The organism is Paenibacillus sp. P2(2022) (assembly GCF_029522175.1).
Classification (GTDB): Bacteria; Bacillota; Bacilli; order Paenibacillales; family Paenibacillaceae; genus Paenibacillus; species Paenibacillus polymyxa.
The window spans coordinates 900725-920757 of record NZ_JAKWFI010000001.1; the positions used below are offsets into that span (position 1 = coordinate 900725).

19 protein-coding genes are annotated in these 20033 nt (G+C 45.1%); 17 read left to right on the forward strand and 2 right to left on the reverse strand.

The window, feature by feature from the left end:
• Positions 1-49 precede the first annotated feature (49 nt).
• The 14 genes from xseA (at position 50) to MMB75_RS03885 (ending at position 15214) form a co-directional block, all read left to right on the forward strand.
• Positions 50-1363, forward strand: coding sequence for an exodeoxyribonuclease VII large subunit (xseA, locus tag MMB75_RS03820; RefSeq protein WP_044785404.1), 1314 nt, complete (start codon positions 50-52; stop codon positions 1361-1363).
• Complete coding sequence (gene xseB, locus MMB75_RS03825) at positions 1353-1613, forward strand: exodeoxyribonuclease VII small subunit (protein ID WP_013371773.1); 261 nt, start codon at positions 1353-1355, stop codon at positions 1611-1613. Before xseA ends, xseB begins: the two co-directional genes overlap by 11 nt.
• Positions 1585-2508: a polyprenyl synthetase family protein gene (locus MMB75_RS03830; protein WP_016822285.1), complete on the forward strand. Its 924-nt coding sequence runs from the start codon at positions 1585-1587 to the stop codon at positions 2506-2508. The genes xseB and MMB75_RS03830 overlap by 29 nt, the downstream gene beginning before the upstream one ends.
• Before the next feature lie 107 nt (positions 2509-2615).
• Positions 2616-4514 (forward strand): 1-deoxy-D-xylulose-5-phosphate synthase, encoded by a 1899-nt coding sequence (dxs, locus tag MMB75_RS03835; protein ID WP_031461695.1) that lies wholly within the window; start codon positions 2616-2618, stop codon positions 4512-4514.
• A 75-nt stretch (positions 4515-4589) separates the two neighbouring features.
• The gene (locus MMB75_RS03840) at positions 4590-5441 is read left to right on the forward strand and encodes a TlyA family RNA methyltransferase (RefSeq protein WP_016822283.1); all 852 of its coding nucleotides are present in this window, start codon (positions 4590-4592) and stop codon (positions 5439-5441) included.
• Positions 5442-5595: 154 nt separating this feature from the next.
• Positions 5596-6072 carry a hypothetical protein gene (locus MMB75_RS03845; protein WP_045244448.1) on the forward strand — a complete coding sequence of 159 codons (477 nt, stop codon included), beginning with the start codon at positions 5596-5598 and terminating at the stop codon, positions 6070-6072.
• Positions 6073-6088: 16 nt separating this feature from the next.
• Positions 6089-6538, forward strand: a complete 450-nt coding sequence (gene ahrC, locus MMB75_RS03850) for a transcriptional regulator AhrC/ArgR (RefSeq protein ID WP_013371768.1) — start codon at positions 6089-6091, stop codon at positions 6536-6538.
• Positions 6539-6596: 58 nt separating this feature from the next.
• A complete protein-coding gene (gene recN / locus MMB75_RS03855) occupies positions 6597-8315 on the forward strand; it encodes a DNA repair protein RecN (protein WP_019687901.1) in 1719 nt (572 codons plus the stop codon).
• Between the two features lie 123 nt (positions 8316-8438).
• Positions 8439-9599 (forward strand): SpoIVB peptidase, encoded by a 1161-nt coding sequence (gene spoIVB, locus MMB75_RS03860; protein WP_016822280.1) that lies wholly within the window; start codon positions 8439-8441, stop codon positions 9597-9599.
• Between the two features lie 217 nt (positions 9600-9816).
• Complete coding sequence (gene spo0A, locus MMB75_RS03865; RefSeq protein WP_013371763.1) at positions 9817-10620, forward strand: sporulation transcription factor Spo0A; 804 nt, start codon at positions 9817-9819, stop codon at positions 10618-10620.
• 458 nt (positions 10621-11078) lie between these two features.
• Complete coding sequence (locus tag MMB75_RS03870; RefSeq protein ID WP_045244449.1) at positions 11079-11828, forward strand: class I SAM-dependent methyltransferase; 750 nt, start codon at positions 11079-11081, stop codon at positions 11826-11828.
• Between the two features lie 248 nt (positions 11829-12076).
• On the forward strand, positions 12077-13777 hold the full coding sequence (locus tag MMB75_RS03875) for a methyl-accepting chemotaxis protein (protein ID WP_016822278.1): 1701 nt from the start codon (positions 12077-12079) through the stop codon (positions 13775-13777).
• Positions 13778-13946: 169 nt separating this feature from the next.
• Positions 13947-14450, forward strand: coding sequence for a hypothetical protein (locus MMB75_RS03880; RefSeq protein WP_045244450.1), 504 nt, complete (start codon positions 13947-13949; stop codon positions 14448-14450).
• A gap of 359 nt (positions 14451-14809) precedes the next feature.
• On the forward strand, positions 14810-15214 hold the full coding sequence (locus MMB75_RS03885; RefSeq protein WP_045244451.1) for a hypothetical protein: 405 nt from the start codon (positions 14810-14812) through the stop codon (positions 15212-15214).
• A 121-nt stretch (positions 15215-15335) separates the two neighbouring features.
• Here the strand turns inward: MMB75_RS03885 and MMB75_RS03890 are convergent, their stop codons facing one another.
• Together MMB75_RS03890 and MMB75_RS03895 are read right to left on the reverse strand one after the other, a co-directional pair.
• On the reverse strand, positions 15336-16112 hold the full coding sequence (locus MMB75_RS03890; protein ID WP_025365154.1) for a sporulation protein: 777 nt from the start codon (positions 16110-16112) through the stop codon (positions 15336-15338).
• Positions 16113-16281: 169 nt separating this feature from the next.
• Entirely contained in the window at positions 16282-16878 is a 597-nt protein-coding gene (locus MMB75_RS03895; protein ID WP_026065459.1) for a thymidine kinase, read from the reverse strand.
• A gap of 207 nt (positions 16879-17085) precedes the next feature.
• Between MMB75_RS03895 and MMB75_RS03900 the strand changes: the two genes are divergently transcribed.
• The 3 genes from MMB75_RS03900 (at position 17086) to MMB75_RS03910 (ending at position 20031) form a co-directional block, all read left to right on the forward strand.
• Positions 17086-17319, forward strand: coding sequence for a hypothetical protein (locus MMB75_RS03900; protein ID WP_017427510.1), 234 nt, complete (start codon positions 17086-17088; stop codon positions 17317-17319).
• A gap of 121 nt (positions 17320-17440) precedes the next feature.
• The gene (gene lpdA / locus MMB75_RS03905; protein ID WP_016822272.1) at positions 17441-18862 is read left to right on the forward strand and encodes a dihydrolipoyl dehydrogenase; all 1422 of its coding nucleotides are present in this window, start codon (positions 17441-17443) and stop codon (positions 18860-18862) included.
• A 140-nt stretch (positions 18863-19002) separates the two neighbouring features.
• Positions 19003-20031: a thiamine pyrophosphate-dependent dehydrogenase E1 component subunit alpha gene (locus MMB75_RS03910; protein WP_013371751.1), complete on the forward strand. Its 1029-nt coding sequence runs from the start codon at positions 19003-19005 to the stop codon at positions 20029-20031.
• Positions 20032-20033 lie beyond the last annotated feature (2 nt).

Sequence of the window (20033 nt, forward strand, 5' to 3'; positions counted from 1 at the left end):
TGAACAACAACGTATTTATTCTATACAGGACCTGAATCGCTATATCCGGATGAAACTGGAATCCGATCAGGTGCTGTCTGATGTATGGATACGCGGGGAAATTTCTAACTTTACGCATCATTCGAGTGGTCACATGTATTTTACGCTCAAGGATGAGGGGAGCCGCATACGTTCGATTATGTTTGCAACTCATAATAGACGGCTCCCTTTCGTACCGAAAGAAGGTACGCGTGTTATCGCCCGGGGAAACGTATCCGTGTATGAACGGGATGGTCAATATCAATTTTATGCGACTCAAATGCAGCCTGACGGTATAGGCAGCCTTTATCTGGCATATGAACAACTCAAACAAAAGCTTGATGCAGAAGGGCTGTTTGATACCACTCGCAAACGGAATCTCCCTGCTCACCCTGCAACCATTGGCGTAATTACGTCACCGACCGGAGCGGCTGTGCGTGATATTATCACTACACTTCAACGGCGATACCCGCAGGCTGGAATCGTGTTGTATCCAGTTCTTGTGCAAGGAAAAGGTGCTGCCCCCTCGATCGTTAAGGCAATTGAAGCCATGAATCGTATGCAGGAGGTTCAGGTGATGATCGTCGGACGGGGTGGTGGCTCCTTAGAAGAACTGTGGGCGTTTAATGAGGAAGCGGTTGCGCGTGCCATTTACGCATCGGTCATTCCTGTGATTTCGGCCGTTGGACACGAAACGGATTTTACCATTGCCGATTTTGTGGCTGACTTACGCGCAGCGACGCCGACCGCAGCAGCTGAGCTGGCTGTGCCTCATCAGGGAGAGCTTCGGGATCAGCTGCTTCAGCGGGAGCAGCGGTTGCGTAATGCCCTTAGGCAGCGGTTGGAAGCCAGTCGTGAACGCTTGATTAGGCTTCGGCGTTCGCCAGTGCTGCTGCATCCGCGCCGCTACATGCTCCAGCATGCAGAGCGGATGGACATGCTGCATCAGCGTCTGATCCGCGCAGCGGCTAACCGTTCACGCTTAAACGCAGAGAAAAACGCGCGTATGCGTCAGGTACTAGAGCGGTTTAATCCGCGTGAACAAATTCGTTCGGCGCGCAAGCAGACGGATATGGCACAACGTCAGCTGGAGTCTGCGATGCGTGCGATTACAAAAACGGGGCGGCAGCAGCTGCATACCGGAATTCGTCAGCTGGACGCGCTGAGTCCGCTCAAAGTCATGGCCCGAGGCTACAGCTTGGTATACGATGAACAGGAGAAACGGCTAATCAAGTCGCTCAAAGATGTACAACCGGGAGATTCTATCAAGATAAAAGTGAGTGACGGACAGTTAGACTGTCAAGTATGGGGAATGAAGGAGGACGCGAAGCACGGTGGCGAATGAAGCGGAATTGAATTTTGAAGCGGCCATGGCCGCTCTTGAAGAAATTGTCGGACAACTGGAGCATGGAGACGTTCCTCTGGAGCAAGCCATTGATTTGTTCCAGCGGGGGATGAAGCTGTCTCAGCTTTGCAGTCAGAAGCTGGAACAGGTCGAACGTAAAATTGAAATGATCGTGGAAGAGGATGGAGATTTGCGCAAGAAGCCTTTCGGCGGCGGATTGGATGAAAACGGCGGTGAAGGGCTTGAATAGACTGTCGTTCAAGGAATATTTGACTGTGACGGCGGATGCAGTTTCGTCTGCATTGACCGAGCAGTTTCCGGCGCATTGGGACATTCCAGATGTTCTTCGAGAATCTATGAACTATTCACTGACCGCAGGCGGTAAACGGCTGCGGCCTCTGCTTGTGATCGCCGCTGCGGAAGCATTTGGTGGAAGCAGGGAAGCGGCGTTGCCAGTAGCATGTGCGGTAGAAATGGTACATACGTATTCCCTCATTCACGACGACTTGCCGGCGATGGATGATGATGATTATCGGCGAGGAAAGCTGACAAATCATAAGGTATACGGCGAGGCGGTTGCTGTTCTTGCGGGCGATGCTTTGCTGACCCATGCATTTTATAGCATCGTGCAGGCGGGTCGTCGTCACGGGGTTTCTTCCGATGCGCTATTGTCCATAGTTGAGGATTTATCCGAAATGAGCGGTGCCAGAGGCATGGTAGGTGGACAGGTCGCAGATATGTCGGGCGAGCAGGGAATGACGGGGATCGAGGAACTAGAATATATCCACCTTCATAAAACGGCTGATTTGATCATTTTCTCACTCTTGGCAGGTGGACGAATTGGTGGGGCAGACAAGAGTCAACTAGAGGCGCTTCGCCGCTTTGGACGAGATCTGGGCTTGGCCTTTCAAATTCAGGACGATATATTGGATCTCGTAGGCGATGAAAGCAAAATGGGGAAAAAAACGCAGAGTGATGTTGAACAGGAGAAGGTTACCTATCCGTATTTCATCGGTATGGACGCATCTCTGCGGCAAGTGGAGGAACTCACAGCGTCCGCCAAAAAAGTGATTGCAGAAGGTGGTATTCCCGATTCTTCACGCTTGCTGGAGATAGCGGATTACCTAATGAAGCGTGATCATTAGTAGCGTTAGAACTGGTTTGACTTGTCTGCGTTTAAGCACAGTCCAAAAGTGTGATATAATACTTGTTAACTTTACACACAAACTTGAAGGAAAGCGGGGAGATATGCGTGCTGCTTCCACACATAAAGCAACCAGGCGATCTGAAATCACTGTCGGTTGAGGAGTTGGCTTCTCTAGCCGAGGAAATCAGGAGCTTTTTGATTGAGAAGCTGTCCGTGACTGGGGGGCATCTGGCATCGAATCTGGGAGTGGTTGAGCTCACGATCGCCCTGCATTATTGCTATAACAGTCCAAAGGACAAGATGATTTATGACGTTGGGCACCAAGCCTACGTGCACAAAATATTGACAGGGCGAATGGATCGTTTTGATACACTTCGTCAGCGTGATGGACTTTGTGGTTTTGTAAAAAGAAGTGAGAGCGAGCATGATGTTTGGGAAGCTGGACATAGCAGCACTTCCCTTTCGGCTGCAATGGGGATGGCCTTGGCACGTGATTTGAAGGGCGAGGACAATAAAGTTATTGCAATGATCGGGGACGGCGCGTTGACTGGGGGCATGGCCTTCGAAGCATTAAACCATATTGGTCATGAACGTAAAAATTTAATGGTCATTCTGAATGATAATGAAATGTCCATCGCCCCGAATGTAGGGGCCATGCATAATTATTTGAGCAAAATTCGCTCGGACCGTCACTATTTGCGGGCAAAGGATGAGCTGGAAGTTTTGCTGAAAAAAATACCCGCTATAGGCGGTAAACTTGCCAAATCGGCTGGCCGCGTCAAGGACAGTCTTAAATATATGATGGTTCCAGGTGTGCTGTTTGAAGAGCTGGGATTTACGTATCTTGGTCCGGTGGACGGACATGATTTGTCCAAGCTAATTGAGACTTTTCAGCAGGCTGATAACGTGACTGGCCCTGTATTAGTGCATGTCGTAACCACCAAGGGTAAAGGCTATAAGCCTGCGGAGGCCGATTCACACAAGTGGCACGGCATCAGTCCATACAAAATTGAATCAGGTCAGGTACTCAAAGCTGTAGGCAATCCGATGTATACGGAAATTTTCGGTAGAACGCTGATTGAGCTGGCTGAACAGGATGAGCGCATCATTGCGGTCACCCCTGCAATGCCTGGTGGATCAGGACTAGTACCTTTTAGTAAAGAGTTTCCTACACGTATGATCGACGTCGGCATTGCTGAGCAGCATGCTGCAACCATGTGTGCAGCGTTAGCAATGGAAGGGATGAAGCCGGTATTTGCGGTGTATTCCACTTTTATGCAGCGTGCATATGACCAAATTGTGCACGATATTTGTCGTCATAATGCCAATGTGATGTTCGCGATTGATCGTGCTGGTTTTGTTGGTGCAGACGGTGAAACTCATCATGGCGTGTTTGATGTAGCATTCTTGCGTCATATCCCGAATCTTGTGCTTATGATGCCAAAGGATGAAAATGAGCTCCGCCATATGATGAAAACAGCACTTGACTACGAAGACGGTCCAATTGCTTATCGTTACCCACGTGTTAATGTGGTTGGTGTGCCGTTGGATAAAGAATTGCGGGTTATTCCTATCGGCAGTTGGGAGTTTCTGCGTAAAGGTGAGGGCTTCGCTGTAATCGCTTCAGGACCGATGCTCCAAGTGGCGACAGAGGCTGCGGAGGCGATGAAACGTGAGGGTATGCAAGTGGGCGTTGTGAATGCTCGCTTCCTCAAGCCTTTGGATGAGGAGATGTTGCGTGAGCTGGCCCGCCAGCATACGAAGCTGATCGTATTGGAAGAAGCTTCTGAAGCAGGAAGTTTGGGTAGTGCTGTACTGGAATTTTACGCCAAAGAAGAAATACAAGATGCACAGGTGCGCTTAATGGGGATTCCCGATCTGTTTGTGGAGCACGGCTCCATCAAAGAGCAACGCGCTGAAGTGGGACTTACCGTTGAAGCTGTGTGCTTAAAGCTGCGTAAGTGGTCCGCTGAGCCAGCATATGGCATGGGGCAATCTGTATAGGATAACTTAAAGTAAACAACATGATTTTATAAAAAGTATGACAAGAGCAGCCTGGCTGCCTAAAGGGAGATTAACATGTCTGTTCCGAAGGAACGCATTGATGTATTGCTTGTAGAACAAGGTTTTTTTGAAAGCCGCGAAAAAGCTAAAGCCGCGATCATGGCAGGTTTAGTGTTGGCGGACAGTGAACGGATCGAGAAAGCGGGAATGAAGGTACCACGTTCCAGTGAGCTTAAAGTTAAAGGTTCGGTGCATCCGTATGTAAGCCGTGGAGGGTTGAAGCTCGAAAAGGCCATCCGTCAATTCGAGCTGGATATGAAGGGCAGGACGATGCTAGATATCGGTTCATCAACCGGAGGCTTTACGGATTGTGCGCTTCAACATGGAGCTCAGTACGTGTATGCCATTGACGTGGGGTATAATCAGCTGGATTGGTCACTTCGTAATGATGAGCGTGTATGCGTTATGGAGAAAACGAATTTCAGATATATGACACCTGCGGATTTGAGCGGTCCTGTGCCTAATTTCGCAAGTATTGATGTTTCTTTTATTTCGTTACGAATTATTTTGCCGCCATTGCTTGCATTGCTGCATCAACCTGCTGATATTGTAGCTCTAATCAAGCCTCAATTCGAAGCTGGTCGCGAAAAGGTTGGGAAATCTGGCGTGGTTCGAGAACCTGCTACGCATAAAGAAGTGTTGCAGACCATCTTGATGTTTGCACATGAGCTTGGACTTACGTTGCAAGGCTTGGCCTTTTCCCCGATTACAGGCGGCGAAGGAAATATTGAATTTTTAGCGCATTGGCGTTTGGATGGGCTCCCGGCCGCAGAATCGCAGCTGGAGAAGATGGATTACAGTCCACTGATTGAACGAACTGTTCAGGAAGCAGGTCAGACTTTTAATAATGGCCCATCGCGTAAGTGACATTCAGGGGTTCTCCATGAGTTCTGTGAACTTAAGAGAACCTCTTTTTGGTGTGAGGGATTGCTTGTAGAACTCACGTTCGCCTATAATGGATGTACAGATGAAAAGGAATTTTGCGTCATGTCCTAGAATATGTCCATGAGGTGATCGGTTCATGGACACGCGATACGATACGGTTATCATCACTGTGATCGGGGTGATGTTAGGGATATGGGCTTTTTATAGCCTGCGTGCCTGGTTAAAGGAGCCGGGACCGCTTGTGCTAAAAACGATACCGATTAATGAGGATTTGAACGAAGGACCTGCTGTGGACCAACTGGAGGAAGCAGGATATGAGGTGGTGGGCGGGAAAATGAAAATACCGCTTGCTTTTAAAGTGAATGGACATACCGTGTATAGCCGTTTGTTTATTGACTACGTAGCTGTACGTAACGGTTCGACATATATGGTCAAAACGTCACGCCGCAAGAAACCTATGGAGTGGAACGGTCCTGATTTACGGGACAGGCTTATGCCTTATTTGCTGCTCTATCCAGGCTGTGCGGGGGTATTGTACGTTGATACGGACGAGAAAAGTATTCGTCTTATTACAATAGTGGAAGACCTCGAAGAAGAGGAATATGAAGGTTAATCCATAGGAGGATTATATGAAGGGTCAACGACATATTAAAATCAGGGAAATTATTTCACAACATGAGATTGAAACGCAGGATGATCTAGTTGAAGCATTGCGTGAGGCTGGTTTTCAGGTCACCCAGGCCACTGTATCCCGGGATATCAAAGAACTGCTGCTCATAAAGGTTCCAATGGACGACGGCAGATATAAATATTCGATGCCTTCAGACCAGCGTTACAATCCGACGCAGAAACTGAAACGTACATTGGTTGACAACTTTTTGCATATTGACTACACAACCAATCTGATTGTGATGAAGTGCCTACCAGGAACAGCTAACTCGATTGCTGCTTTATTAGACAATATCGAATGGTCTGAGGTCATGGGTACGATTAGCGGGGATGACACCATTTTGATTATTTGCCGATCGGAAGAAAACAGTGAAACTATCGTGAATCGTCTTATGGGCTACATTTCCTAATTATAAAGGCTACGCATATTAGGCGTTTTAATTTGTACATCATAGAGGTGAAAGAACGATGCTGGTCACTTTGTCTATACGGAATTTGGCAGTCGTAGAGGCTGTCGATGTTCATTTTTATAAAGGATTTCATGTATTGAGCGGGGAAACTGGTGCTGGTAAATCCATTATTATTGACGCACTTGGGCTGATTGCGGGTGGCAGGGGGTCTGCTGACCTAGTGCGTTACGGTTGTGATAAAGCAGAAATGGAGGCCTTGTTTGAACTGCCGGTCAAACATCCCGTTTGGAATACGTTGGAGGAACAAGGGATTAAGGCCAATCCAGAGGAACATTTGCTGATTCGTCGAGAACTTACGGTTCAAGGGAAAAGTTCATCTCGAATTAACGGTCAGATGGTTAATTTAACGATGTTACGTGAGGTAGGTGAGCAACTCGTTAATATTCATGGGCAGCATGAGCATCAAAGCTTGCTGCGTGCAGATCGACATCTGGCGCTGCTGGATACGTTCGGTGATTCAGTCATCGGTCCAGTCAAAGCGCTTTACAGGGAGCGCTACAATGCTTTTGTCAAAGCGGAAAAAGAAGTAAGGGAATTGCAAAGCTCCAGTCAAAAGGCTTATCAGCTATTGGACATGTATCGTTTCCAATTGGAAGAGATCGCTGCGGCAGAATTAAAATTGGGTGAAGATGAATTATTGGCAGAGGAACGGGTCAAGCTATCCCATAGTGAGAAAATGATGGATGGAATATCAGGAGCATATGAGCTGTTAAGTGGCAGAGGCGGGTTGGATACGGTCAATAACGTGTTGTCCAGATTAAATGATGTTCAGAGCTATGATAGTAAAAGTCTTCAGCCCATTGCGGAGCAGATTCAGTCTGCTTTCTATCAGTTGGAGGATGCAGCGTTTCAATTACGTTCTTATCGTGAGGATATTGAATTTAATCCGGGCAAGCTGCATGAGGTGGAGCAACGTTTGAATCAAATTACCGGACTACAGCGAAAATATGGTGATAGTATAGAACAGATTTTGGAATACTATAGCCGTATTGAGCAGGAAACCGATCTGTTGGAAAATAAAGATGAGCGGCTGGAGCAGCTCATTGCAAAGCGGGATGAGTTGCTTTCGGATTTGCTGGAGATTGCTGAAGAGCTTACAGAAGCGCGTGAAATTTGTGCCGAAGAGCTTGCAGAGCAAGTAGAGCAGGAATTAAAAGATCTTCAAATGGAAAGAACGTCACTCAAGGTACGCATTGATCCAATTGAAGATCCACGGGGATATGAATATAAGGGTCTAAAGGTACGACCTACCAAGCAAGGGATAGATAATGCGGAATTTCTGATTTCGCCCAATCCAGGTGAGCCACTTCGCCCACTCGGTAAAATCGCTTCTGGTGGTGAGTTATCACGTATCATGTTGGCAATGAAAAGTATTTTTGCGCGTCATGATCAAATACCGGTGCTCATTTTTGACGAGGTGGATACCGGGGTAAGTGGTCGTGCAGCTCAGTCTATAGCCGAGAAGCTGTATCGTTTGTCTTCCGTTTGTCAGGTGTTTTCCATTACTCATTTGCCGCAGGTGGCGTGTATGGCAGATCATCAGTACCTGATTGAAAAAAATGTGCATGACGGACGAACCATGACTCAAATTGAGGGACTAACGGAGGAAGGTCGGGTTAAGGAATTGGCACGGATGCTGGGCGGCGTAGAAATTACCGAAAAAACATTGCATCACGCACAGGAAATGCTGAATTTGGCGGAAGGAAAGAAAGCCTGAAAAGAGCGACTGGCGTAATGATTAACAGTTATAAAAGCCTGGGGGCAAGGTTACCTTATAGGTACGCAATTGGCGACCACCTTTACTCGTCAAGCGAAAGAAGCAAAGGGAGCGTGACAGCCATTGAATTTTTTCTCCAGGATCAAATTGCTCGGTCTTTTGCTTGTTTTTCTTATGTGTTCTCTCGGTAACGCTCAGCATGTGCAAGCAGCGCTGCCTCTACAAGCTTCTTTGGATTTGTTCGGCTCTAAAAGCATGAAAACAACCCAGGAAAGCGTGGTTCCCGATTTGAAAGTATACCCAGGGGGTCAGACGATCGGGGTCAAAGTAAAATCTTCAGGAGTGCTTGTCGTTGGTCACCATATCATTCAGGAAAGCAATGATCGTAAGGTGTCACCTGGTGAGACAGCTGGTATTCGCCTAGGGGACCGTATTACACACATGAACGGCAAACCCCTCAATAGTCTCGCCAGGGTAGCGGAAGCCGTGGACGAGGCAGGTAAAAACAAAAAGCCGCTTGACATCACGCTTTGTCGAGGCGAACAGACGATCTCCACCAAGTTAACCCCAGCATATGATCAAGAGGATAAAGCGTGGCGGCTCGGGTTATATATTAGAGACTCGGCTGCAGGCGTAGGTACATTAACGTTTTATGCACCGGATCAGGGGGTTTACGGGGCCTTGGGCCATGTAATTACCGATATGAATACTCAAACTCCCATTGTCGTGGGCAGCGGCGAGATTGTTCAATCCAATGTGACGTCAATTGCGAAAAGCCAGAGTGGGGAACCCGGAGAGAAGCGTGCTCATTTTCTCAAGGATCATCGGATCTTAGGAAATATTGAACGGAATACGAGCTTTGGAATATTTGGGAAAATGTCAGATGAGCCTCAAAATGGATTGTATTCGACGCCCATTCCGGTGGGACTTGCGAATGAAGTAAAAGAAGGACCAGCAGAAATTTTGACTGTACTGGAAGGTCAACAAATTCAGCGTTTTCAGGCAGAAATTGTACACATTTCTCAGCAGGATAAACCAGCAACCAAAGGGCTTGTGATTCGGGTTGTAGATCCAAAGCTATTAGATAAGACCGGCGGAATCGTGCAAGGAATGAGTGGTAGTCCGATTATCCAAAATGGTAAGCTGATCGGAGCTGTAACGCATGTATTTGTTAATGATCCTAAATCAGGTTACGGATGTTTTATCGAATGGATGTTGCGTGACGCAGGAATCATGCATAATAAACTGAGCTTGAAGTCATCCTCTAATCTTAAGGCGAGCTAGTGGCCTTAAGATTTTTTTTGTCGAAAAGGAGAGGAATAACTCAGATTTGCAAGATAAAAATTCAATTATAATTGAATTTATAAAAAAAATAAATAAAAATAATTTTCGACAGAAGGAATTCATAATTCGATGTCGAAATCATATACTCCGACAAGAAATATTTATTTAATGCAAACAGATGTCCCAATGGAATAACACTCACTAAGGAGGAAGTACATTGCAAAAAATTGAGGTATTGTTGGCTGATGACAACCGGGAATTTACGAATTTGCTTGCTGAATATATTTCCGATCAGGAGGATATGGAAGTTACAGGAATCGCCTTCAATGGTGAAGAAGTACTCCAACGCATCGCAGAATCCCGCAACATACCTGATGTACTTATTTTAGATATTATTATGCCTCATCTGGATGGTCTCGGTGTATTGGAGCGTTTGAGAGAAATGAACCTGACTCCACAACCGAAAATCATTATGCTGACTGCATTCGGTCAAGAAAATATTACACAAAGGGCCGTTCAACTCGGGGCATCTTATTATATTTTGAAGCCGTTTGATATGGAAGTGCTTGCTAACCGTATACGCCAATTGGTAGGACCGCAATTAGTCAGCAACAGCCCGGTAACCGTTTCATCTATGCGGTCCAACGTTGTGCCTATGGGTAAGACGAAAAACCTGGATGCCAGCATCACGGCTATCATTCATGAGATTGGCGTACCAGCTCACATCAAGGGCTATCAATATCTACGTGAAGCCATTACGATGGTGTACAATAATATCGAAATTTTGGGAGCCATCACCAAAACCCTATATCCGGCAATTGCCGAAAAGTTCAAAACGACGGCATCCCGCGTAGAACGCGCCATTCGTCATGCTATTGAGGTAGCATGGACCCGTGGAAATATCGACAGCATCTCTCACCTGTTCGGCTACACTATTAATATCAGCAAGTCCAAACCAACGAACTCAGAATTTATAGCGATGGTCGCAGACAAATTGCGGATTGAGAATAAGGTGTCCTGAAAGGATCAGGATGATTAATGGATACCGCTTATTTATTGGTTCATCCATGACCGATAAATAAGCGGTATTTTTTACGAACAATTTTAAATTTTAACCTAACAATCTTTTGCCTCTACATGTGCTGCTGTCTGCTACCCTTAAACTAAGTCTCTAACACTAAGGAGGGCTTTAATTCTAGTGGATATACGCTACTCCATATAGGAGAAGGGGGCAAAGAAGTTTAGCGACGAATCATTCTTGATTGGTATGCCTGATTAGAAATATAATTAAAGCAAACTTTCAAATGAGGTGAATCGGATGTCTTTCCGTATTGTTCGAAGTATTTAGTTTCCGGGCTGGAAAAAAACGCGTACCAGCTGTTAAGGGGGGAGTCTACCCTGTTGACTACAAAACTAAAATTTTGAATAAATTCGGTTTGCCATTCTGTAGTTTATTATCTTATTTGAAGGTGGATAAAAATGAATTCAATTGAATATAAAGAGTTTTATGATAAGGTTGGAAAAACTAACGGATGGAATTTCAGTAATGTGAAATGTATCTCGGAAGGAGTAAAATGGGACTTCTACAATGAAGTATCAAAGACGTGCGAGAAGTCGGACATATTGCTTGATATCGGCACGGGTGGTGGGGAAGCTATTTTAGCAATAGCAAATTCTGCATTACTTTTAGTCGGGATTGACCAATCTACTGGAATGATTGAAACGGCAACAAAGAACTCTATCAAATCTGATATAGCGAATGTTCGTTTTCTACAGATGGATGCTGAAAATCTGAATTTTCCCAGGGAATTCTTTAATGTAGTCTCTTCTCGACATTCGTGCTTCTGTGCAAAAGAAATAGTTAAGGTGTTAGTTAAGGGTGGTATATTTTTAACACAGCAAGTAAGCGAAAATGACAAATTAAACATTAAAGAAGCGTTTGGAAGAGGGCAGGCATTGGGTAATAAGAAAGATTCGTTGAAAACTCAATGTATTACAGAACTAAATGAAGCGGGCTTTAACGACATTCAGTCATTCGAATTTAATGCAACCGAATATTATCAGACTCCTGCAGACTTAGTTTTCCTTTTAAAACACACTCCCATTATTCCTGACTTTGGACAAAAACAAAATGATTTTGAAATACTCCAACAATTCATTCTGGACAACCAAACTCCAAAAGGAATTAGGACAAATGCAGAGCGATTTATGATTGTGGCTAGGAAGTAAAACATAAAGGGATACCCGCTTTGGGGTGTCTCTTTTTTTTGCTTGCAATGCTTCAACAGATGAATTAGATGGTTGAAAAATAATACTCTCACGCGGCTTATTATATGCCTCAATCAGTTATATAACAATCACGAAGAAAAGTTTTCCTTTTGTAAACAGTTCTGAAATTCTCTTTAATTTTGATATAAACAATGTGTCGATTCTTGTCGATATAATATCTATTATATAGAGAACTAAGGAGCGAATATATGAAATTTAACATTCGAACAAAATTGTTATTGGGTTTCCTTGCGGTAATAATCCTGTTGGTTGTGATTAGTACAGTATCGATCTCGAGAATGAAAAAATTAGGCGATACTTCAATGGAAATTGATAGCCATTGGATGCCAAGTGTGACCATCCTCGGAACACTAAATGGTGATGTATCTGATGTAGAGCGGCTTTCATTAAATATTATTGTAGAACGTGACCCGGAGGAAATGGAGAAGGTTCAGGCCGAATATGATAAGGTTTTAAAAAAAGTTGAAGAAGGCCGAAAAACTTACGAAAAATTAATTGCTACCCCTAAGGAACGTGAAATGTATGAAAAATTCTCCAAAGCGTATACAGAGTATTTGGATAAGTTGCCAGAAGTGATTGCAGCCGGGAGAGCTAATGATTACACTCAGTCAAGCATCCTTCACCAGGAATCCTATAAGTTATGGTATAGTTCAAACGATATGATCGCTCAGCTTATTAAGTTGAATGCAGATGGATCAAAACTGACTACAAAAGAAGCTGTTGATAACTTTATTTTAGGTAGACAATTAGTAATTGTTTTGAGCATTGCAGCCGTTATCCTAGCATTGATCATGGCGATCATTATAGCCCAAATTATTTCTAAGCCTATTTTGCGCATCAGTCGTGCTGCTGAAAGCATTGCGTCCGGTGACCTTACTGGGGAAGCTATTGTCGTGAAGGGCAAGGATGAGATTAGCACGCTGACGCATTCCTTTAATACTATGGTTGAAAACCTTCGTCAACTGATTCAGTCTGTAAGTAATACGACTGAGTTGGTTACCACTTCCTCGGAAGAATTGACGGCCAGCGCAGAGCAAAATAGCCAAGCAACTGCACAAATCACCGAAACAGTGCAAGAAGTAGCTACAGGGACGGGCGATCAAGTAGATATGGTAACCAAGTCATCCCAGGCTATTGAGGAAATGTCCATTGGTGTGGAACAAATTGCAATCCGTGCGCAAAATGTTTTTGCATCAGCTCAGGATGCAGCTCACAAATCAGCTGAAGGCAATCAGTTGATCCAGCAGGCTGTTGTCCAGATGAATAGTGTGAATGACTCTATGAATAGCTTGGCTGATCTTATGGCTGGATTGGGAGAGCGTTCAGATGAAATTGGGAAGATTATTGATGTCATCACCAATATTTCAAGTCAGACCAATCTTCTTGCCCTGAACGCTGCCATTGAAGCAGCCCGCGCAGGAGACCACGGTAGCGGCTTTGCTGTAGTTGCAGGTGAAGTGCGTAAGCTGGCTGAACAATCGGCTCATTCTGCTCAACAAATTACGGAGCTGGTGGGATTGATACAGAAGGACACCTCGCATGCTATTGAGGCGGTAGCATCCAATGGGCGAGATGTCATGACAGGTCGGGAAGTCGTGCAAAATGCAGGTGCATCCTTTGAGCTTATTCAGGAAACTGTTAATAAAGTGGCCAGTGAAATTGAAGAGGTCTCTGCTGGATCGGAGCAAATGTCTGCAAGTACCGATGAGATTGTTGGCTTTGTTAAACAAATTTCAGCGATTGCTGAAGAGGCTGCAGCCGGGACACAGCACGTATCTGCCGCGACTCAAGAACAACTGGCATCGATGGAGGAAATTGCTTCCTCTGCAAGAAATCTGTCCAAAATGGCAGAAGACCTACAAGGACAAATTGGTAAATTCAAGGTATAAATCGTATACCGTTTCTATATTTCAGGGGAAAAAGCCGCTCTATTGTGAGGGGCTTTTTTCCTATTCATTTTTAATTAATAGATTGCGATTTTACCGTGGAGATATGCAGAGTCTGTAATTGGAAAGATATGATATAATGATGGGAAATTCTTTGAGTTGGAGTGATATCATGGACAATAAGACTGAACTTAAAGCAAGTGACCTGCGTCAGTTATCGATAGACAAAATCATAGCTGTACCATTTTTGAATGATTTTAAATATCTGAAAAGCAGAAAAGTTTTGAAAAAAGAAAACAAGGAATTTATATTTGAAATTTGTTTTGGCGCGACCAAATATAGTGCATTAAAAGTTTACATTAACGTGGAATCTAAAAGTATAAAAAAGAAGTATAGTACAGGGGCTTGTTTTCACAGTGAGTTGATCGCTTTAACCAAGAAATATACAGGCAACAGGGATTATCTTGTGTCCACAGAAGCAGAAAGAGAACGAGTGATCCAAGAGATTACTGAAGATATCTACACTTTTGCGCTGCCCTTTTTCAAGCGATTTGAACATGTAGAAACACTAGCAGAACAAGTACATAAGTCAGGCTTTTTACCACATCGCAAACGTTTTGATAAATTTAATCCGTTGACGAAAAGATTCATTGATTTTTATTATCAAGGGGAGTAATGTAGCCATCTGAGACATTTTTGTGCTCATCATCGGGAAGTAGATAAGCATTATGATAAGGAGCACGATGTCCATAGAGTGGATATTATCGTTTTTCAAAAGGATGATGTACAATTTGTAAAAAGGCTCAAACTACTCCTCGGCATAACATGTTTTACCTAACATGATCAATGTCTCGTTAAGAGGCGAGTCGGATGTTTCACTGGAGGGTAGATTTTTACATGGGTAGCAATCGAATGACCAACATAGAGGCTGTATACACGGATATATACAATCATATGTTATAGGCTAAGTCATCGTATTGAACGGGCTAGTGGTATGGATGCAAAAGATTCTAAAGCAAAGGCGGGGATGAGAGCATGTGGAATAGTCTGACTTGGGTGATCGTCGGCGTGTTGTTAGTGGCGTTGGGTTGGATTGTTATGGCATGGCGTGGACGTAGCAGCAATAAACAAGCGAATGAACATCGGGGCAATAATGTCATTGAATTTCGTCCTCGTAAGCCTGCCCGGCAATCCCGCACCGCAAATGAAATGAAGTCTAAAATGTCTTCTGGGACACGCACAAATACAAAAGTGGCAGATATTAAGACTCAAGCTGGGTTTGGACTGTCTGACTCAATCCAGAGCACAGGCAAGCAAAAATGCTCCTTTTGTAAAAAAGAAGAAAAATTAACCTTTTATGCTGATGATAATGGTTCGCTATATGGAGTATGTAAAGAGTGTAAGCATAAGGCGGAAAGACAGGATATGCTGCCACTTTAGTCTATGCAAACTATTGAGGACCATCATTAAAGAATTCTTATAATTCATAAAAACTCCCAACCATATGTAAATAAATTGGTTAGGAGTTTTTTGTTAGTATTTTGCTATATTTACTACATTGTTAGCGAAGTTGCCTGTCAATCAATTCCTCTAGCGCATCAGCTATATGATCTGGTCCATAGGATAGTTCTTCCCTGCTTAAGCTCAACCAGGCATGACGCTCATCCATATCAAAGGCAGTCTCAAGCCAACCGGACAAGCCTCTGCCTCTACGATCTACTTCTACAAGCACATGTACCCCCTCGGGTTCCAACTGCATAATCAGCTCTAGCTCCTCGATATCCCGTGCATACTCCGAGCCAGGCGTAAACTCAAACTCCTGCACAAATGGAACACCGCGTCCAAGCTTGGGGTGACGTTCGCAGGTGGAGGAACGGAATCGGAAGCCTAACAGGTGAACCGCCTCAAACACCGTACTCATATAAGGATGCGGCTCGATTTTAAGTGAATCACGATCGGTCGGGTCCAAAGCCATGCCAATATCCAATGCTGTTTCCAGCCAGACAGGCTGTTTGGCATGAGTAACAGGGGTTTCCAAAGGCAATCTGAAGGAAAAGGGGATTTCAAGCTCCTGTCCTTGCTTTAGATGAAAGCCATCAGATACCTTGATCCGCGCAATGCAGCAGGTGGTGACGTTTTTTTTATCATCGTGCTCTACGATATATTCAGTCTTGAGCTCAATATCAATTTTGCCGATTTCCTGATCAATTTTACCGCCCTTGATACGTATGATGCCGCTAAGTTCTTCTCCAGGCACATATACAGTTTGATCCACTAACGTATCGACTTTGGCTGAACCGATTCCTGCACTTGCTAAGATCTTGTTAAAGAAACTCATCATTCCGTCCCCCCGATAATCTTATGGTTATGGTAAACACACGAAAACTAAGAACCTGTACAGCTTAACCGGATATACGGGGAAACAGCTTAAACCGTTCCAAAAAAATGCAAGAAAAAAGTAATGGAAAACAAGTAGGCGCATGGAATTTGCTGACCCATGTAGCTTACTAATCGCAGTTCACTTTATGGGGAGGTATAAAACATTTACGACAACGAGGCTCATAAGCCTCAGAGTCACCGATCATCACGATAGGTCCTACAGTGGAAGGTTTCCCATTGACCATACGCTGTGTAAATACTGCTTCCGAACTGCCGCATACAGCGCAGAAGGAAGTCAGCTTTTCGATGTCATCCGCCATAGCGAGCAGACCACCGACATAGCCAAACTCCTTGCCTCGGTAATCCAGATTCAGCCCATCGGCAATGACATGCTTTCCGCAATAAGCTAACTCTTGTATGAGCGACATAATATGTCGACTGAAAAACTGGACTTCGTCAAAGGCAACCACATCGGCATCTTTCGTTTCTTGCAAAATATGCTGAACGAGCTCATCCGTAAGTTTTCTTGGAATAGAGATAGCGGGTAGCCGATATCCGATCCGACTTACAATTTCGTCCTCGGCATAACGGTTATCTTCAGCTGGTTTGTAAGCGACCACCTTGCGATGCCCGTATTGGATTAGTTTCTGACAACGGCGAATTAATTCGCCGGATTTTTCACTGAACATGGGGCCTGTAATTATCGTAATTCGTCCTGTAGGCAAAGCGAATTCCCCTCTCTTAACATGTACATTATGCTGTAAATCTTCATCTCCGAAAGAAAACGCCATTATAGATTACCATAACGAGCCACATACAGACTAGAGAAAATATATTGTTTTTCGACATGTTTTTGTATGTCTATTCTTAAAACGTAAATGTGGTCGTCATTGCTCTGCCGCCGCGGGCATGATATGGTGAAGCGTAGTGGAATGAAGGGAAGAGTGGAAGGCATGGATGAAAAAAACACGGATTATAGTGCCAAAAGAAGAGCATTACTGGAACAAGGACTGATTAGCCCGCAAGCTCTGGAGCTAATCATTGAGCTGGAGACAGAGCTAGATCTTCTGAACAAGCAAAATGAATCGTTCCGCAAGGCGTTACGAGCCAAATCAGCACAAAGTCCAAGAATGTCTACCAAATTACGAGATGCGCTGTATGAATGATATGGAGAGATATCTAGATTAGGTAGATGATTTGCAGCCTATGCCTAAACGCCATATTTTGTACAGTGAAATAAAGAGAGTACAATAAGCTATATATAATCAATGTTAATGGAGGAGAAACATGACTATACATTGTGATGTCGCTATTTTGGGTGGAGGAACCGGAGGGTATGTAGCAGCAATTCGCGCAGCTCAGCTCGGCAAGGAAGTGGTTATCATCGAAAAGGACAAGCTTGGCGGAACCTGTCTGCACCGAGGTTGTATACCAAGCAAGGCTTTGCTGCGCAGTGCGGAAGTATATGCAACGATTAAAGAAAGTGCGCAATATGGTATCGAGACATCGGGAGCACAGCTTGTATTTCCCAAGGTTCAGGAACGTAAGGAAGCCGTTGTGGAGCAGCTACACCAGGGCGTTCAATTTTTGATGCGTAAAAATAAAATTACGGTGCTGAGCGGTAAGGGACGCGTGATTGGACCGTCTATATTTTCTCCTAAAAGCGGAGCAGTGGCTGTGGAGCTAGAAGATGGTGAGATGGAGACGATTGTTCCTGCACATCTCATTATTGCAACAGGATCACGTCCGCGTGTGCTGCCTGGATTAGAGCCAGATGGCGAATTTATTCTGAGCAGTGACGAAGCATTGACTATGGAGAAGCTGCCAGCATCTCTGATTATCGTAGGTGGTGGTGTCATTGGCGTGGAATGGGCTTCCATGCTGAATGATTTTGGCGTGGAGGTTACAGTGGTTGAGGCCGCAAATCGACTTATTCCTACGGAGGACGAGGACGTTTCGCGTGAAATGCAGCGCTTGTTAACCAAGCGTGGTGTCAAGGTGCTGACGGGGGCACAAGTGTTGGCCGAAACCTATGGCAAGGATGAGGAAGGCGTACAGATTGACGTGCAAAAAGGAGAAGAAACCGAAACTCTCAGTGCTTCCAAACTGCTCATTTCTGTAGGTCGTCAGGCGAATGTGGAAAATATTGGGCTGGAAAATACAGATATCCGCGTGGAGCGTGGGTTTATCTCGGTTAATGAGCATTTGCAGACAAATGAGCCACATATCTACGCCATCGGGGATTGCATCGGCGGCTTACAACTGGCCCATGCAGCAAGTCATGAAGGTTTGCAGGCAGTTCATCATTTGGCGGGCGAAGAGTTTCACAGCGTACCCAACTATATGATTCCGCGGTGTATTTACACACGTCCTGAAGCCGCAAGCGTCGGCTTGACGGAGCAAGAAGCCCGTGAACGTGGACACCAGGTGAAAACAGGGAAGTTCCCTTTCCAAGCGATCGGGAAATCGCTAGTATACGGTAGTCGGGACGGCTTCGTTAAAGTGGTGGCGGACCAGACAACTAATGATATTCTCGGTGTACATATGATCGGTACGCATGTAACGGATCTGATCAGCGAGGCCGCTCTTGCGCAATTGCTGGATGCTACGCCGTGGGAAGTCGGACAGCTTATTCATCCGCATCCAACGTTGTCGGAGATTTTGGGAGAAGCGATGCTGGCCGTTGATGGACAAGCGATAGGCATATAAACGTTTCAAATAAATCGGTACTTTTCTTTTTGGGGCGAAAAGGATTATAATGGGGTTAGTCAGAGTTTAGTACCAGGTTTTAAGACAAGATGGTACTAGGTGCTGAAAGTAGGATGTTTGACATTTAAGGAGGTGCCTCAATGAGTTCTAAAGGCGCTGTAGACGCTGGCTTCAGACATGAACAGCTGGGACTTACTCACGGACAAGTAATTGATATGTACAGATATATGTTGCTCGCAAGAAGATTTGACGAGCGCAACATGCTCCTGCAACGGGCAGGAAAAATTAACTTCCACGTTTCCGGTATTGGGCAGGAGGCGGCACAAGTAGGTGCAGCTTTCGCTTTAGATCGGGAAAAGGACTATTTCCTTCCCTATTACCGGGATTACGGATTCGTGCTTGCAGTCGGCATGACACCGCGCGAATTGATGTTGTCGGCATTTGCCAAGGCAGATGACCCTAATAGCGGCGGTCGCCAGATGCCGGGGCATTTTGGTAGTAAACGACTGCGTATTGTGACAGGCTCCAGCCCAGTGACCACACAGGTTCCACATGCAGTCGGTGTAGCGCTGGCCGCCAAGATGCAGAAAAAGGATTTTGTATCGTTTGTTACGTTTGGGGAAGGCTCCAGCAATCAGGGGGATTTTCACGAAGGCTGTAACTTTGCGGGTGTACAGAAGCTGCCAGTCATCATTATGTGCGAGAACAATCAATATGCGATATCGGTTCCGATTCATAAGCAGTTGGCAGGCAAGGTAAGTGACCGAGCATTGGGTTACGGATTCCCTGGTATTCGTGTCGATGGTAATGATGCGCTAGCCGTATATGCTGCGGTGAAGGAAGCACGTGAACGTGCTGTCCGCGGTGAAGGTCCTACGCTAATTGAAGCGATGATGTACCGTCTGTCCCCTCACTCCACTTCGGATAATGATCTGGCTTACCGGACCAAGGAGGAAGTGGATGAGAACTGGGCCAAGGACGGCGTAGCCCGCATGAAGAGTTACTTGATTGAATGCGGCATTTGGGATGAGGCCAAAGATGCAGATCTGTCGGCCGAACTGCTGCTCGAAGTCAAGGAAGCCATTGAATATGCAGATAATGCGCCTTTTCCTAAGCCCGAAGATACGCTACTGCATGTGTATGCTGATAGCGATGGGGAGGGTCGGTAATT